The organism is Micromonospora sp. WMMA1949 (assembly GCF_027460145.1).
Taxonomy (GTDB): domain Bacteria; phylum Actinomycetota; class Actinomycetes; order Mycobacteriales; family Micromonosporaceae; genus Micromonospora.
In genome coordinates this window covers 5,513,343-5,528,584 of sequence record NZ_JAPZBG010000001.1, presented here as the reverse complement: position 1 = coordinate 5,528,584, position 15,242 = coordinate 5,513,343, and the positions used below count along the sequence as shown (strand labels likewise).

General features: G+C 74.7%; 14 protein-coding genes. 4 read left to right on the top strand and 10 right to left on the bottom strand.

Going from position 1 to position 15,242, the window contains the following annotated elements; translation table 11 throughout:
- The first annotated feature begins 9 nt into the window (after positions 1 to 9).
- The gene (locus tag O7607_RS25760; protein WP_269705793.1) at positions 10 to 591 is read left to right on the top strand and encodes an arsenate reductase/protein-tyrosine-phosphatase family protein; all 582 of its coding nucleotides are present in this window, start codon (positions 10 to 12) and stop codon (positions 589 to 591) included.
- Here the strand turns inward: O7607_RS25760 and O7607_RS25755 are convergent.
- On the bottom strand, positions 572 to 2,023 hold the full coding sequence (locus O7607_RS25755) for a polysaccharide biosynthesis tyrosine autokinase (RefSeq protein ID WP_269705792.1): 1,452 nt from the start codon (positions 2,021 to 2,023) through the stop codon (positions 572 to 574). The two genes, O7607_RS25760 and O7607_RS25755, sit on opposite strands and share 20 nt — an antisense overlap.
- 185 nt (positions 2,024 to 2,208) lie before the next feature.
- Between O7607_RS25755 and O7607_RS25750 the strand changes: the two genes are divergently transcribed.
- Together O7607_RS25750 and nhaA are read left to right on the top strand one after the other, a co-directional pair.
- Positions 2,209 to 4,056 (top strand): nucleoside-diphosphate sugar epimerase/dehydratase, encoded by a 1,848-nt coding sequence (locus O7607_RS25750; protein ID WP_269705791.1) that lies wholly within the window; start codon positions 2,209 to 2,211, stop codon positions 4,054 to 4,056.
- A 157-nt stretch (positions 4,057 to 4,213) separates the two neighbouring features.
- Entirely contained in the window at positions 4,214 to 5,515 is a 1,302-nt protein-coding gene (gene nhaA / locus O7607_RS25745; RefSeq protein WP_269705789.1) for a Na+/H+ antiporter NhaA, read from the top strand.
- A gap of 56 nt (positions 5,516 to 5,571) precedes the next feature.
- Here nhaA and O7607_RS25740 read toward each other — a convergent pair whose 3' ends face one another.
- The 7 genes from O7607_RS25740 to O7607_RS25710 form a co-directional block, all read right to left on the bottom strand.
- Positions 5,572 to 6,159, bottom strand: a complete 588-nt coding sequence (locus O7607_RS25740) for a TMEM165/GDT1 family protein (protein ID WP_269705788.1) — start codon at positions 6,157 to 6,159, stop codon at positions 5,572 to 5,574.
- 227 nt (positions 6,160 to 6,386) lie between these two features.
- Positions 6,387 to 7,352, bottom strand: a complete 966-nt coding sequence (gene egtD / locus O7607_RS25735) for an L-histidine N(alpha)-methyltransferase (RefSeq protein WP_269705787.1) — start codon at positions 7,350 to 7,352, stop codon at positions 6,387 to 6,389.
- Between the two features lie 32 nt (positions 7,353 to 7,384).
- A complete protein-coding gene (egtC, locus tag O7607_RS25730) occupies positions 7,385 to 8,131 on the bottom strand; it encodes an ergothioneine biosynthesis protein EgtC (protein WP_269705785.1) in 747 nt (248 codons plus the stop codon).
- 9 nt (positions 8,132 to 8,140) lie between these two features.
- Complete coding sequence (gene egtB, locus O7607_RS25725) at positions 8,141 to 9,448, bottom strand: ergothioneine biosynthesis protein EgtB (protein WP_269705783.1); 1,308 nt, start codon at positions 9,446 to 9,448, stop codon at positions 8,141 to 8,143.
- Positions 9,445 to 10,680 (bottom strand): ergothioneine biosynthesis glutamate--cysteine ligase EgtA, encoded by a 1,236-nt coding sequence (gene egtA / locus O7607_RS25720; RefSeq protein ID WP_269705781.1) that lies wholly within the window; start codon positions 10,678 to 10,680, stop codon positions 9,445 to 9,447. The genes egtB and egtA overlap by 4 nt, the downstream gene beginning before the upstream one ends.
- A 154-nt stretch (positions 10,681 to 10,834) precedes the next feature.
- The gene (locus O7607_RS25715) at positions 10,835 to 11,620 is read right to left on the bottom strand and encodes a hypothetical protein (protein WP_269705780.1); all 786 of its coding nucleotides are present in this window, start codon (positions 11,618 to 11,620) and stop codon (positions 10,835 to 10,837) included.
- Between the two features lies 1 nt (position 11,621).
- Positions 11,622 to 12,257, bottom strand: coding sequence for an RNA polymerase sigma factor (locus O7607_RS25710; RefSeq protein ID WP_269705778.1), 636 nt, complete (start codon positions 12,255 to 12,257; stop codon positions 11,622 to 11,624).
- Between the two features lie 507 nt (positions 12,258 to 12,764).
- On the opposite strand from O7607_RS25710, the gene O7607_RS25705 reads away from it, so the two are divergent.
- A complete protein-coding gene (locus O7607_RS25705; RefSeq protein WP_269705777.1) occupies positions 12,765 to 14,147 on the top strand; it encodes a serine/threonine-protein kinase in 1,383 nt (460 codons plus the stop codon).
- A 63-nt stretch (positions 14,148 to 14,210) separates the two neighbouring features.
- Here O7607_RS25705 and O7607_RS25700 read toward each other — a convergent pair whose 3' ends face one another.
- Together O7607_RS25700 and O7607_RS25695 are read right to left on the bottom strand one after the other, a co-directional pair.
- Entirely contained in the window at positions 14,211 to 14,369 is a 159-nt protein-coding gene (locus O7607_RS25700; protein ID WP_269705775.1) for a hypothetical protein, read from the bottom strand.
- Between the two features lie 108 nt (positions 14,370 to 14,477).
- The gene (locus O7607_RS25695) at positions 14,478 to 15,170 is read right to left on the bottom strand and encodes a DUF305 domain-containing protein (RefSeq protein WP_269705774.1); all 693 of its coding nucleotides are present in this window, start codon (positions 15,168 to 15,170) and stop codon (positions 14,478 to 14,480) included.
- Positions 15,171 to 15,242 lie beyond the last annotated feature (72 nt).

The following is a 15,242-nucleotide window of genomic DNA, read 5'->3' as shown; positions in this document are numbered from 1 at the left end:
GTCGCGACCGTGCCGACGAGAGGGGTGCAGATGGTCGACGAGGTGCTCTTCGTCTGCCACGCGAACATGTGCCGGTCACCGATGGCGGAGTTCATCGCCCGCCGGATGCTGGCCGGCCTGCCGCTGGCGGTGGCCAGCGCGGGCACCGACGCGATCGACGGTGCGGTCATGCACCCGTACGCGGTCGAGGTGACCGCGGCCACCGGCGCGGACCCGGCGGCCTTCCGCACCCGCCGGCTGCGCCCGGAGCACCTGTCCGGTGCGGCGCTGGTGCTGACCGCGACCCGCCGGCAACGCTCGGCCTGCACGGCGCTCGCCCCGGCCGCGCTGACCCGGACGTTCACGCTGCGGCAGTTCGCCCGGCTGGCCGCGGAGGCCCGCCCCGCCGAGGCGGAGGCGGACGCGGGCACACCGTTGCGGGCGGCGATGTCGGCCGCCGTCCGCGCTCGGGGGCGGCTGCAACCCGCCGCCCCCGACGCGGACGACCTGCGCGACCCGATCGGGGGTTCGCCGGCCGACTTCCGGCGCTGCGCCGAGGAGATCGAGCGGTCGATCCGGCCCGTGCTCGCGCTCATCGCGAAAGCCGGGTGAGTTCCTGCGTCCGGTCGCCCACGGCCTTCTTCGCGCCCCGCCGGGCACCGGCCCGGTCGGCCGGCACGGAGGGCGCCGCGGGCGGCACGACCACCTTGTACGCCTCGTACTGGTAGGCGTCCGCCTTGGCCACCTTGGCCATGTTGAGCACGCAGCCGAGCAGGCGCACCGAGACCGAGCTGAGCGCGTGTGCCGCCGCCGCGACCTGGCTGCGGGAGGTACGCCCCTGCTGGGTGACCAGGAGCGCGCCGTCGGCCTGCACGGCCACGACCACGCCGTCGGTGACCGCCAGCAGCGGCGCGGTGTCGATGACCACGATGTCCGCCGAGTCCCGCAGTGCGACCAGCAGGTCCGCCATGGACTTGGAGCCGAGCAGCTCGCTCGGGTTGGGCGGGGTGGCGCCGCTGGGCAGCACCAGTAGGGACTTCTCGCCCCAGCGCTGCACCACGTCGCCGACCTGGACGTCGCCGACGAGCACGTCGGTGAGGCCGACGCCGCCGTCGAGCCCGAGGTAGTCGGCGACCTTGGGGCGGCGCAGGTCGGCGTCGATCAGCAGCACCCGCCAGCCCGCCTCGGCCAGCGCGATGGCGGTGTTGCAGGCCATCGTGGTCTTGCCCTCGCCCTGCAACGCGCTGGTGACCGCGATGACCCGGGCCGGTTCGTGCACGTCCACGAAGCGCAGGTTGGTACGCAGCTTGCGGACCGCCTCCGCGCGGGCCGAGGTGGCCGCGTCGCCGACGATCAGCGGCGCCGAACGCGCGCCGGTCTCGTACGGGATCTCGCCGAGCAGCGGGCTGCCGGTCACCCGTTGCAGCCCGGCGCCGTCGCGCATCCGGACGTCGGCCACCCCGCGCAGCACCGCGAGGCCGGCGCCGAGCAGCAGGCCGAGCAGACCGCCCAGGACCAGGTTGCGGGTGGGCTGCGGCGAGACCGGGTTGGAGGTGACACGGGGGCCGCTGACCACCTCGATCTTGATCGGCGGGGCCTTGCCGTCCGGCGGCGTCTCGACCTTGCGGACCAGCTCGGTGAACTTCGCCGCGAGCGTCTCGGTGGTCTTCAGCGCCCGGGTCTGGTCGGTGTCGGTGATCGTCGCCTTGAGCAGGACCGTGCCGGTCGTGGCGGTGGTGCGGATCCGGCTGCGCACCTGGTCGGCGGTGAGGCCGAGCGGCGCGTCGGCGACCACGCTCTGCGCCAGCCGGTCGCTGGTGAGCAGGTCACCGTAGGACTTCACCCGCTGCTGGAGGAAGAGGCTGCCCTGGTAGGCGTCGGTGACCCCCTGGCTGGGCGTGGTGACGAAGAACGTCACCGACGCCTCGTACCGAGGCGCCGTCCGGACCGTCACCAGCGCGGCGGTGCCCAGGCCGAGCATCACCGTCACCAGCACGATCCACCAGTGGCGTCGGACCAGGCGCAGGTAGCCGAGAACGTCCATCACGCTCCCCCTCGCGACACGCCGGTCTGCCGATGAAACTGCACGAAAGCCCCCTAAAAACACCAGTCGCCGTGCCAGGATCGAATCGCCTATTCACGACGTTACGTGACTGGACGACAGTAAACGACCGAACAGGCACAGACGGTCTAATCCTTTCAATACGGATAGGACGCAGAGGGCAGCCCATGGATCGTGAAGCCATCGCAGCCGTACCAACCCCCGGCCGGATCACCTACCGAGCCGCGACCCCCTCCCTGTTAACGCTGGACACGGCCGCGTGGTGCGGAGGATTTCTCGGCGCGGCCTGGACGCGGTACGAGTTCGACCTCACCGCCTCCGCCAGCGCCGCGACGCTCGGCCTGGCGCTGGCCTGCGCCGCGCTCTACGCCACGCTCACGCTTGCGCGCTCCCGGCTCTACGGCCGGTACCCGATCGGCAGCGCCGGTGACGCGCAGGGGCTGGCCGTCACCGTCGCGCTCGTCGCGGCCCTCGGCTTCGTCGTCGTCCTGCCCTGGACGCAGCACCCGGTCCCGGCCAGCACCCCGCTGGTCGGCGGCGCGGTGGCCCTCGTGGTGATGGCGACCGCCCGCGGCCTCTGGCGCGCCCATGCCGACCGCCGGCCGCCGGCCGCCGGCCACGCCGAGCGGTGCCTGGTCTACGGCGTGGACGCGGCGAGCGAACGGCTCGTCCGGGTGCTGCTCCAGGACCCGGAGAGCAGCTACCACCCGGTGGGTCTGCTCGACGACGCCCCGGACAGCCGGGGCCTGCGGCTGGAAGGGCTGCGCGTGCTCGGCGGCCGGGAGCAGATCGGCGCCGCCGTCCGGGCCACCCGGGCCAGCACCGTCATCTTCTCGATGAGCGGCTCCGACCCGCAGCTGCTGCGCGACGTCCGCACCCGCGTGCTGGAGGCCGGGGCGGCGTTCAAGGTCCTGCCGCCGGTGCGCGAGGTGCTCGACCGCCCGGTGGCCGCCACCGACGTCCGCGACCTCCAGCTCACCGACCTGCTGGGCCGCGCGCACCGGGTCGCCGAGCTGAGCGTGGAGCGCGGCGGGCTGGCCGGGCGACGGGTGCTGGTCACCGGCGCCGGTGGATCGATCGGCTCGGAACTGTGCCGGCAGATCGCCCGCTGCGAGCCGGACGAGCTGATGATGCTCGACCGGGACGAGTCCGCGCTGCACGCGCTGCAGATGTCCCTGCACGGGCGCGCGCTGCTGGACGGGCCGGAGCTGATCCTGGCCGACATCCGCGACGCCGAGGGCATCGCCCGGGTGATCGCCGACCGGCAGCCCGACGTGGTGTTCCACGCCGCGGCGCTCAAGCACCTCCCGCTGCTCCAGCGCCACCCCGGAGAGGCGCTCAAGACCAACATCCTGGGTACGCTCAACGTGCTGGAGGCGTGCCGCGACGTCGCCGAGTTCGTCAACATCTCCACCGACAAGGCGGCCAACCCGGCGAGCGTTCTCGGCTACTCCAAGCGGATCACCGAGCGGCTCACCGCGTACCACGCGCAGCGGCTCGCCGGCCGTTACCTCAGCGTCCGGTTCGGCAACGTGCTCAGCAGCCGCGGCTCGGTGCTCACCGCGTTCCAGGCGCAGATCCGCGCCGGGGTGCCGATCACCGTCACCCACCCCGACGTGACCCGCTACTTCATGACCGTCCAGGAGGCGGTGCACCTGGTGCTCCAGGCCGCGACGATCGGCCGGGGCGGCGAGGCGCTGGTGCTCGACATGGGCGAGCCGGTCCGGATCGCCGACGTGGCACGCCGGCTCGCCGCCGAGGCGGACCGCCCGGTGGAGATCGTCTTCACCGGTCTGCGCCCCGGCGAGAAGCTGCACGAGCACCTGTTCGGCGCCGACGAGGTGGACACCCGGCCGCTGCACCCGCTGATCTCCCATGTCCCGGTGCCGGAGCTGGACCCGGACGAGGTCCGCGGTCTCGACCCGTACGCCGACCCGGACGAGCTGATCAAGCGGATGGCCGCGTTCTGCGACCCGGCCGGGGTGTCCCAGCCGGCTCTGCCCGGACAGCGCTGACCCACCGGCCGACGGGACGCCCCGCCCAGGTGACAGGGCGTCCCGTCGGCCGGCTGGGTTCGCTGCCGGGCGCGGCGGCCGATAAGGTTGTCACAGGTGTGCCGGGAAGCCTGGTCGGCGATGGTTCCGCCGACCCCAGCTCCTGAACGGACCCCGCATGCCCCAGCACACCCCGCACCGGTCCCGCCTGCTGTCCCGCCGCTCCTGGCCGGAGGCCCGCTTCCTGGCCGACGTGCTGCGCACCGAGACCGTCGGTGGCGGCCTGCTGCTGCTCGGCGCGGTGCTCGCCCTGATCTGGGCCAACTCGCCGTGGCGCGCCGCGTACGCCGAACTGAGCCACTGGGTGCCCTGGCCCGGCGGCGCGGGCCTGCACCTCGACCTCGACCTGCGCACCTGGGCCGCCGACGGGCTGCTGGCGATCTTCTTCTTCGTGGTCGGGCTGGAACTCAAGCGCGAGTTCGTCGCCGGTGACCTGCGCGACCCCCGGCGGGCCGCGCTGCCCGTGATCGCCGCGCTCGGCGGCATGATCGCGCCCGCGTTGATCTACCTGACGGTGACGCTCAGCGCCGGCGGCGCCGGCCTGCGCGGATGGGCCATCCCCACCGCCACCGACATCGCCTTCGCGCTCGCCGTGCTCGCCGTGATCAGCTCCCACCTGCCGCAGGGGCTGCGCGCGTTCCTGCTCACCCTCGCCGTGGTCGACGACCTGTTCGCGATCACCATCATCGCGGTGTTCTACACCGACGGGTTCCAGCCGCTGCCGCTGCTCGGCGCGCTGCTGCCGATCGCCGTGTTCGGGCTGCTCGTGCAGCGCCGGCGAACCTGGTGGTGGGCGCTGATCCCGCTGGCGGTGGCCGCCTGGACGCTGGTGCACGCCTCCGGTGTGCACGCCACCGTGGCGGGCGTACTGCTCGGCTTCACCGTGCCGGTGCTGCGCGGGCGCGACGGCGCGCCCGGCCTGGCCGAGCGCCTCGAGCACCGCTGGCGGCCCGTCTCCGCCGGCCTGGCCGTGCCGGTGTTCGCCTTCTTCGCCGCCGGGGTGACGCTGGTCGGCGTGGATGTGGGCGGCGTGCTGACCAATCCGGTGGTGATCGCGGTGGCCGCTGGGCTGGTGCTCGGCAAGGTGATCGGCGTGTTCGGGTCGACGTACCTGCTCGCCCGGTTCACCCGGGCCGAGCTGGACGAGGAGATCACCTGGGCCGACCTGCTCGGGCTGGCGCTGCTGGCCGGCATCGGCTTCACCGTGTCGCTGCTCATCGGCGAGCTGGCGTTCGGCGCCGGCAGCCCGGAGGAGGACGGCGTCAAGGTGGCCGTGCTGCTCGGCTCGTTGATCTCCGCCCTGCTCGCCTCGGTGGTGCTGGTCCGCCGCAACCGGGCCTACCGGCGGATCAGCGAACGGGAGAGCCGCGACGCCGACGGTGACGGCATCCCCGACGTCTACCAGGAGGGCCCGGCCTGAGCCGGCACGGCGGGTGCGACCAGCCCGGTCGCACCCGCCGCACCCCGGCCCTCGGCTCAGGTCAGCTCGGCGACCGCCTCGAAGATCAGCCAGAGGCCGCAGATGGCGAACAGCACGGCGGCGCCGTAGCGGATGGTCCGCTCCGGCAGGTGCCGGCCGAGCATCCGGCCCACCAGGATCGCCAGCGCGTCCGCGGCGACCATGCCGAGCGTCGAGCCGAGCCAGGTGCCGAACCAGCCGTACTTGGTGGCCAGCGTGATGGTGGCGAGCATGGTCTTGTCCCCCAGCTCGGCCAGGAAGAACGCCACACCGACGGCGATGACGGCGGACCGGCCGCCGCGCTCGGCCTTGCGCTTCTCCTCCTCGGTCAGCCTGTCGCCGCGCAGCGTCCAGGCGCCGAAGCCGAGGAACGCCACACCGGCGATGAGCGAGATCCAGTCGGTGGGCAGGGCGGCGTTCAGGCCGTACCCGATGGCCACCGAGGCCAGGTGGACGATCGCGGTGGCGATCGTGATGCCGATGAGCACCGGCACCGGCTTGAACCGCGTGGCGAACGTCAGTGCCATGAGCTGGGACTTGTCGCCCAGCTCGGCGACGAAGATGACGCCGAAACTGACCACCAGCGCGACGAGGAAACCCTCCATGTGAACCTTCCCGATCAAGCCGGGAGGAGGAACGGGGGCGCCCTCGACCCGGCTGCGACAGCCTGAGTCGAAGGTCTCGCCCGCCCCGGAGACCGGGGCCGCGTGGCCGGATGCGGAACGCACCAGTGTGTCGACCACGACATTGGGGGCTACTCCCCTTCGCGCCGCCAGCCTAGCCGATCACCGGCCGGCCCGGTCCCCGGGTGTGGCCGGGGCCACGACGGGCCTCAGTCGGCCCGGGCCAGGCTCACCCCGAACAGCCCGTCCGGGTCGGTCCAGAACGCCCGCCTGTCGAACCCGGCGGCGGTCAGCTCGGCGGCGATCCCCTCCGGCCGGAACTTGGCCGACACCTCGGTGCGCAGCTCCTCGCCGGCGGCGAACACCACGTCGGCGTCCAGAACCCGCACCCGGGCCGGGTGCTCGGCGCGCAACCGCATCTCGATCCACTCCCGCTCGGGATCCCAGACCGCCACGTGCCGGAACGCGTCGACGTCGAAGTCCGCACCCAGCTCGCGGTTGATCACCCGGAGCACGTTGCGGTTGAACTCGGCGGTCACGCCCGCCGCGTCGTCGTAGGCGGGCACGATCACGCCCGGATCCTTGACCAGGTCGGTACCGACCAGCAGCCAGTCGCCGGTCTCCAGCGCCGCGCGCATCGCGGTGAGGAACTCGGCCCGCTCCGCCGGCAGCAGGTTGCCGATCGTGCCGCCGAGGAACGCCACCAGGCGCCGGCCGCCGGTGGGCAACCGGTCCAGGTGGCGGGTGAAGTCACCGACGATCCCCCGCACCCGCAGCCCCGGGTACGCGGCGGCGATCTGCTCGGTGGACGACCGCAACGCGCTCACCGAGACGTCCAGCGGCACGAACGTGCCCAGGTCGCCGTGGCGGGTGAACGCGTCGAGCAGCAGCCGGGTCTTCTCCGACGAGCCCGAACCCAGCTCGATCAGCGTCTTCGCGCCGGTCATGGTGGCCACGTCGTCGGCGTGCGCGGCGAGCACGGCCCGCTCGGCCCGGGTCGGGTAGTACTCCGGCAGACGGGTGATCTCCTCGAACAGCTCGCTGCCCCGGGCGTCGTAGAACCACTTCGGCGGCAGCCACTTCGGCGTCGCGGCCAGCCCGGCCCGTACGTCCTCCCGCAACCCACGGTCGAGGTCCTGCTGCTCCAGGTGGATCTCCAGCGGCTCCGCGCTCATCGAGTGTCCTCTCTTGCGGTGGGTACGCATCGTCAGGCGGCGGTCGTCTCCCGCACCTCGAGCCCGCCCGTGGTCGCCACCACGAGCCGGCCGTCCGGCACGGCCCGCCAGGCCGGGTCGTCGTCGAACGGTTCGGAGGCCAGCAGCACCGAGTCCGGGCCGCGGCGCACCGACAGCGCGTGCCCGGCCGTGCTCGCCACCACCGTCGTACCGTCGGTGAGCAGCAGGTTCAGCCGCGAGCCGGGAGCGGCGGCGGCGACCGCCGCGACGGTGTCCGCCACCGCCTGCGCCGGCGGCGCGCCCTCGCGCAGCCGGTGCCGGACCAGCGCCCACAGCAGCGCCGAGTCGGTCGGCACGTCGAGCGTGATCAGGTCACGCACGGGCAGGCCGGCGGCGAGCGGGACGAGGCTGTCCGGCCAGCCCCGGACCACGCCGTTGTGGCTGAACAGCCATCGCCCCTCGGCGAAGGGCGCCGCCGCCGTCTCGTGCAGCGGCATGCCGACGGTGGCGGAGCGGACCGCGGCCAGCACCGCCCGCACCCGCGTGACGGCGGCCAACTCCGGCAGCGTGGTGTCGCTCCACATCGGCTGGGCCCGCCGGTAGCGGACCGGATCGCCGTCGCCGGGATACCAGGCGACGCCGAAGCCGTCGGCGTTTATCGTGCCGCCGCCGCGCATGTCACGCGGCGCCCACGACTGGCGCAGCAGCCCGTACGGCGGGTCCGAGAGCAGGCTGGACAGCAGCACGGGTGGACCGAGGTACGCGAGGTGACGGCACATCGAGCCGGCTCACTCCTCCGGTCCGGCGTCACGGGCGCAGCGGAAGCCGCTGAAGATCTGCCGCCGGATCGGGTAGTCCCAGTTGCGGAACGTGCCCCGGCAGGCCGACCGGTCGGTGCCGAACGAGCCGCCCCGCAGCACCCGGTAGTCGTCGCCGAAGAAGACCTCCGAGTACTCCCGGTACGGGAACGCGGTGAAGCCCGGGTGCCCCCGGAACGGCGAGGAGGTCCACTCCCACACGTCGCCGACGAGCTGGTGGACGCCCAGCGGCGAGGCGCCGGCCGGGTACGCGCCCACCGGCGCCGGCCACAGGTGCCGCTGCCCCAGGTTGGCGTGCTCGCCGGTCGGGTCCTCGTCGCCCCACGGGTAACGGCGGGACCGGCCGGTCGCCGGATCCCAGCGGGCCGCCTTCTCCCACTCCGCCTCGGTGGGCAGCCGCTTGCCGGCCCACGCCGCGTACGCCTGCGCCTCGTACCAGCAGACGTGCACCACCGGCTCGTCGTCGCGGACCGCCGACCAGCGGCCGAACCGGCGGTACGCCCAGCCGTCCCCGTCGCGCCGCCAGTGCATCGGCGCGCTCAGGTCCGCCTCGATCCGGTGCCGCCAGCCGGCCTCGCTCCACCAGCGCGGCTCGTCGTACCCGCCGTCGGCAAGGAAGGCCCGGTACTGCCCGTTCGTCACCGGCGCGGCGTCGATGACGTACGCGGGCAGGTCGACGGTGTGGGCCGGGCGCTCGTTGTCCAGCGCCCACGGGTCGGTGGAGGTGCCCATGGTGAACGGCCCGGCGGGCACGCGTACCTCCCCGCCGGCCCGGGCCCGGGGCTCCGGCGGGGGCGGCGCGTCCAGCACCGGGGCCCCGGCGCGCAGCTGGTGGGTGGCGAGCATGGTCTCGTCGTGCTGCTGCTCGTGCTGCACGATCATGCCGAACGCGAACCCGTCGGCGACGAGCGGACGATCGGTGAAGCGGATGCCGTCGAGCAGGTCGAACACCTTGTCCCGCACCGTGCGCACGTAGGCGCGGGCCTCCGCCGGCGGCAGCAGCGGCAGCGCCGGGCGGTCCTTGCGGGGCTGCTTGAACGCGTCGTAGAGGTCGTCGATGTCGTGGCGCACCGGGTCACGGCCGCCGACGTCGCGGACCAGCCACAGCTCCTCCTGGTTGCCGACGTGCGCCAGGTCCCAGACCAGCGGCGACATCAGCGTGGAGTGCTGCCGGACCAGGTCGTCGTCGTCCACCGCGTCGGTCAGCAGCACGGTACGGGCCCGGGTCCGTTCCAGCTCCGCGGCGATCCGGTCGCGTAGTCGCTCGGTGGTGGTCACCGGTGTCCCCTCTCCGCGGCGGCGCGGTGCCGCCGGATCGCTCGGTGGGTCTCGTCGTGGATGCCGGCCGGCAGGTCGAGCCGGGGCAGGGCGGTCAGGGCCAGGTCGAACAGCGCCGCCGCGGCGGTCGCCAGCGGACGCTCGGCCAGCCCGCACCGGGCCGCCGCGCGCCATCCGTCGGCGACCGGGGCGGCCGCCGCCAGCGCGTCCCGGGTGGTGGCCGGGTCGGCGAACAGCGCCGCCAGCACCGCCAGCGGCACCGTCCACTCCGGGCCGGGCTGGGTGTCCAGGTAGCGCAGCTCCAGGTAGCCGCGTGGGCGTACCGGCGGGAACAGCGTGCTGAGGTGGTACTCCAGGTCGTCGGTGGTGGGCGGGCGGGGCAGTGCCCCGGCCAGCCAGTCGGCGAACGTGACACCGGGCGGCGCGGTCCAGTCCGGGCCGTCGCCGCGGACGCACAGCAGCGGCGCGGCCAGGGCGTACCCGGTCCAGGCCGTCACCGGATCCTCGTCGGCCCGCTCGGGCGACCAGACCGGACCGGTACGGGCCGGGTCGATGGCGAGCCAGGTGGCCATCCGGGCGGAGGCCCAGCCGGTCCGGCGGCCGGCGTGCCGGTCGGCGGTGGCGAAGGCGGCGAGCAGCGGCGGGCCGACGGCGTGCGCGGCCGCCCAGCGCTGGGTCAGGTGCTCCGGCTCGCCCGCGTCCAGGCAGACCTGAAGACCGGCGGTGCTGTACATCATCGCCCGTCCGGCCGGGCCACGCCGGTCGAAGGCGCAGCGCATGGCCCGGTAGCGGGGAGTCTCCACGACGGGCCGGGGCAGACGCCAGGGGTCCATCCCGCTGCGGCCGAGCACCAGGCCGGCGGCGTCCAGCCGGGCCCGCAGCTCGGCGACGTCGGCCTCGGTGGCCAGGATGAGCGCGCCGACAGTCGATCGCGGCATCGCGGAGATCTCCACCTGCCCGCCGGGCTCCACGGTCACGGCGCCGCCGTGCCGGAGCTCGTCGGCCGGGCTGGTGGGGTCGAGGGTCACCGGGCTGTGCCGCCCCAGCGCCTCGCGTAGTCGCTCGCGGTCGACCGGCCGGGCCGGGTCCGCGGCGTCGTGCACGGTCCATTCCAGTTCGACGCCGACGAGTGCGGGTGGCCCGGTCTTGAAGCAGATCCGGGCGAGGTGGCCCCGGGCCGCCTCCTCGTCCCCCAGGACGACTGCCCGGTCCAGGTCCGGCGACATCACCATGGGACGGCTCCTCCTCGGCGATGGGCGACAACGTCGTCGCGACGCCCGGCCGGGACGGCACGGGACGCCGTCCCACCATCCTCTGTCTAGCAGACGAGATCCGCTTGCCCGGAGAGATGAATTTTTGTCCGGAATCTGATTGCGCCGCGGCGGCTCAGTCGTCCGCTGCCGGACCCGGGTGCGCGGGCTCCGGCGTCTCGGCCGGGTCGTCCGCCGGCGCGCCCAGGAGGTTCCGGCAATAGCTCTCCACCTGCTCGGGGCCGCCGGCGGCAGCCACCAGGTCGGCGTAGCCCGGCTTGGTGAGCGCCTTCTCCCGCTGCCGCTCCGACTTGGCCAGGTAGGCACGGCAGTGGCCGGCCATCTGCGGCCCGCCGGGCGAGGGCGCGGGTTTCCGGTCCGCGGCGCTCGGCGTTCCGGACGGCACCGGCGTCGGCGACGGAGCCGGTGGCGACGCCGCACCGGACGCGTCACCGGCCGGGGTGCTCGGCGCCGCCCGCGACGGCCCGGTGACGGCCGGGCCCGTGCCGGTCGGGCCGGTGCCGCTGGGCCCGGCCGTCGTCCCGGGCGGGCCCAGCGGCTCCGGCTCGCGGTCCAGGTGCACCGCCGCGAACGCCACCCCGGCGACAGCGGTGGCGGCGAGCCCGGACAACGCGGCGGCGACGCGCAGGCGCCGCCGCGAGCGCGGTGCGGCCACCGCCGCGGGCACCGGCTGCGTTCCCCGCGCCGCGTGGGCCGCCCGGAACGCGGCGAGCGCCCGTTCCTCCCCGGCGACCTCGCCCGGGGCGGCCGGCCCGGCGGCGGCGGAGAGCAGCCGGGTCAGCGGATCAGCGTCGGCCCCCGGCGGCGTACCGGCGCGCGCGGCGTCGAGCAGGCGGTCGGATTCCGCCCGGTCGGCGGGCCCGCCGAACCGGCGAGCGTGCATGCCGTCGTCTCCCCTCACGTCAGCCCTCCGCCGGCTCGGCCTCGGGCGCGTGCGGCACCTGGCGGTCGGTACGGGGACGGGGCGCCACGGCGTCCCGGGTGTCGTCCGGCGCGGCCTGCGCCGCCGAACGCTCGAGCATCGCGGCGAGCCGGCGCAGGCCCCGGTGCGCGGCGGTGCGCACCGCGCCGGCCCGCCGGCCCAGCACCCGCCCGGCGGTCTCCGCGTCCAGGCCGATGACGGCCCGCAGCATCACCGCCTCGGCCTCGGCCGGCGGCAGCGTCCGGATCAGCGCCAGTGCGCTCTCGGTGGCGATGGCCTCACCGGCCCGGTCGGCGGTGTCGACGTCGGCGGCCAGATCGTTGAGGGCCTGCACGGGCACCGGCACTGAGGGACGCCGACGCTGCCGGCGCAGGTGGTCCATGGCCCGGTTGCGGGCGATGGTGACCGCCCAGGCACGGAACTCGCCGCCGGTGAACGACGGCAGGTCGCGGGAGATCTGCAGCCACGCCTCCGAGGCCACGTCCTCGGCGTCGGCGCCGACGAGGGCGGTCAGGTAGCGCAGCAGCGCGGGTTGCAGGCTGCGGTAGAGGAACCGGAACGCCTCCTCGTCCCCCGCCTGCGCCGCGATGACCGCCTCGTTGAGTTCGGCCGTCACGCGCGCCGCCCCACCCGGATGACCGCCCGGCGCCGGGCGTCAACGGGTGCCAGTGGCCACACCGCCATCCGCACTCGGCCCCCCGGTGAGCTGATCAGGCACGCGCACGAGGGTGCGGTGCGCCTTGGACGTCGCCGCGCGGCACGGGCGTCGGCGGGACATACCGTACCGGCGTCCGGGTGCGGCCGGGAGTCGGGCCGACGCCGGACGGGCCGGGTGCGGGCGGCAAGTCACCGAGGGGCGGAAAAACAGAGAGAAATGTCTAGCTGAGTCACCGGCGTGTCGGGGTAACGCCCACGGACCGCGCGACGCTGCCCCGGATCGGGTCCCCGTCGGCGCGGCGGGCCGCGAGCGCGGGAGCGCGTCGGTTTCTGGCCGATCGTACCGGGTCGATCACGATCAGCCGATCGGCGTCCCGGCTGCCGGACACCCGGCCGAACGGCCCGGCCGAGCCGGCCGCCGATATCGCGGGAAATACTTCGCGCCTGCTGTGGGTACGGTATGGGGGTGCTGTCCTCAGACGTCGTACTCAGCGGTCGGTACCGCCTTGATGACCGTGTCGCCACCGGCGGCATGGGCGACGTCTGGCGTGCCACAGACCTTGTCCTCGGTCGCCCGGTCGCGGTGAAGGTGCTGCTTCCCGCCCTGGTGTCCGACCCCGACTTCATCGCCCGGTTCCGTTCCGAGGCCCGGATCATGGCCTCCCTGCGCCACCCCGGCGTGGTCCAGGTCTTCGACTGCGGTGAGGACGACCTGCCCAGCGGCGGCCGGGCCGACTACCTGGTGATGGAGTTCGTCGCCGGTGAGCCGCTGTCGCGGCGGATCGAGACCGCCGGGCAGCTCGAGGTCGCCGAGACCATGTCGATCGTGGCCCAGGTGGCGCAGGCGCTGCACGCGGCGCACGGCCGCGGCATCGTGCACCGCGACGTGAAGCCGAGCAACCTCCTCGTGCAGGACGACGGCACCGTGGTCCTGGTCGACTTCGGGGTGGCCCGGTCGACCAACGTCACGAGCATCACCAGCACGAACGCGGTGCCCGGCACCGCCCTCTACATGGCGCCGGAGCAGGCCGCCGGCCGGCCCGTCTCGGGCGCCACCGACGTGTACGCGCTCGGCGCCGTCGCGTACTGCTGCCTCACCGGCAGCCCGCCGTTCACCGGCGACAACCCGCTCCAGGTGGCCGTACGCCATCTCGACGACGAGCCGCCGGAGCTGCCGGCGGAGATCCCGGCGTCGGTGCGGGAGCTGGTGTCGCGCGCGCTGGCCAAGGACCCGGCCGACCGCTACCCGAGCGCCGCGGCGATGGCCGACGCGGCGCGGGCCGCACGGGCCGACTCCCCAACCGCGACGGCGGCGCTGCGCGGCGCGGCGGGTTCGGCGCGGTCCCGGGACGACCAGCCGGCGGTGCGGCCGGGCGCCGCGGTGGCGACGTCGCGGCGGCGGGGCCGGCGCGGCACGCTGGTCGGGGCGCTGGGCGCGGTGCTGGTGGCGATGGGTGCGCTGGGCGCGCTGGTGGCCGCCGCGAACGACACGGCCGAACCGGCCACGAAGATCGACTCGACGGCGCCCGCGGTGGCGCCGAGCGACCCGGCTGCGGAGCCGGTCGTCGAGGAGCCGTCGGCAAGCGACGAGTACACCTACCGTCCGGTCGGTCCGGGCGAGCGGCCGTCGGCGACGCCCTCGGTGACGCCGAGCACCTCACCGACCCCGTCGGCCCAGCCGAGCGCGTCGGACGCGCCGGCCCCGACGGACGAGCCGAGCAGCACGCCGTCCAGCGCACCGACGACGACGGCGCCCACCACGGCGCCGGCACCGGACCCGACCACCGCCGACCCCGGCACCGGCACCGGCGGCGGTGACACCGGCGGGCAGCCGGCCACCCAGCCCTGATCCACGGCACGCACGAGCCGGCCCCGCCCACGGCGGAGCCGGCTCGGCTGTGTCCGGGCGTGCTCAGTCCGCGCCCAGCGACGCCACCACCGGCCGGGACAGCGCGCGGCGGGCCGGCAGGACCGAGGCGAGCAGCGCCGCCACCACCGCCACCGCGACGATCAGCCCGATCCGCGCCCACGGCAGCACCAGCGTGAAGTCGCCGCCGATACGGGCCACCACGCCAGGCCGAGCAGCGCGCGGTGATCATGAGGTTGACGGGCGTCGCCGTCCGATTTGTCCCCGCCAACCTCATGATCGCCCGAGGGGGGCGGGTGGCGGGGTGCGGGGTCAGGAGGGCAGGAGGGCGCGCATGCGGGTGATCTCGGTGGACTGTTCCACTGCCACCCCGGTGGCGAACTCCTGCATGGCCTGGTCGGCGCCGACCTTCAGCAGGTCGGTGGACATCACGATCGCGCCCTGGTGGTGGTCTGTCATCATCCGCACGAACATCCGGTCGAACGCCGCGCCCTTCGCGTCCGCGAGCTGCCGCATCGCCTCGGCGGACTGCATCCCGCGCATGCTGCCGTGGTCGTGCCCCGGCACGTCGGCGGGCAGGTCGCGGGTGCTGAGCCAGGCGCGCAGCAGGCCGACCTCCGGCCCCTGGGCGGCGCGGATCCGCTCGGCCACGGCGCGGATGCGGGGGTCGGCGGCCCGGTCGGGGGCGAGCGTCGCCATCTCCAGGGCCTGCTCGTGGTGCGGGATCATCATCCGGACGTACCAGACGTCGAGGCTGTTGAACCGGGGCGCCGACGCTCCCCGCACCTGATCGGGCGCACCGGTCGCGGCCGGCTCCCCCGGGCGGCCGGGGACCAGCAGCGGCGGCGCCGAGGTGGTGGCGCTCGGGCTCGGCGCGCCGGTCGCGACGTCGCCCGCCGCCTCGGGCCGGGTGTCGTCGCGCCCGGCGAGCGCCAGCCCGCCGATCACCAGGAGCGTCGCGAGCGCTGTGACGCCGACCCACACGCGTGCCTGCCGGCTGGTCATACGACGCCTCCTCCGGTCAAGGTGACAGCGATCCTATCCATAGACGAAAGTTCCCAAGTGTGACCCAGGTCA

What these genes read in the sequence shown, in the direction of transcription:
- O7607_RS25750 (WP_269705791.1), top strand. Translation starts at nt 2,209, where the DNA reads ATGGATCGTGAAGCCATCGCAGCCGTACCAACCCCCGGCCGGATCACC.
- egtA (WP_269705781.1), bottom strand. Translation starts at nt 10,680, where the DNA reads ATGGTGATGTCGCCGGACCTGGACCGGGCAGTCGTCCTGGGGGACGAG.
- O7607_RS25755 (WP_269705792.1), bottom strand. Translation starts at nt 2,023, where the DNA reads ATGGACGTTCTCGGCTACCTGCGCCTGGTCCGACGCCACTGGTGGATC.
- O7607_RS25740 (WP_269705788.1), bottom strand. Translation starts at nt 6,159, where the DNA reads ATGGAGGGTTTCCTCGTCGCGCTGGTGGTCAGTTTCGGCGTCATCTTC.
- nhaA (WP_269705789.1), top strand. Translation starts at nt 4,214, where the DNA reads ATGCCCCAGCACACCCCGCACCGGTCCCGCCTGCTGTCCCGCCGCTCC.
- egtD (WP_269705787.1), bottom strand. Translation starts at nt 7,352, where the DNA reads ATGAGCGCGGAGCCGCTGGAGATCCACCTGGAGCAGCAGGACCTCGAC.
- O7607_RS25695 (WP_269705774.1), bottom strand. Translation starts at nt 15,170, where the DNA reads ATGACCAGCCGGCAGGCACGCGTGTGGGTCGGCGTCACAGCGCTCGCG.
- egtC (WP_269705785.1), bottom strand. Translation starts at nt 8,131, where the DNA reads ATGTGCCGTCACCTCGCGTACCTCGGTCCACCCGTGCTGCTGTCCAGC.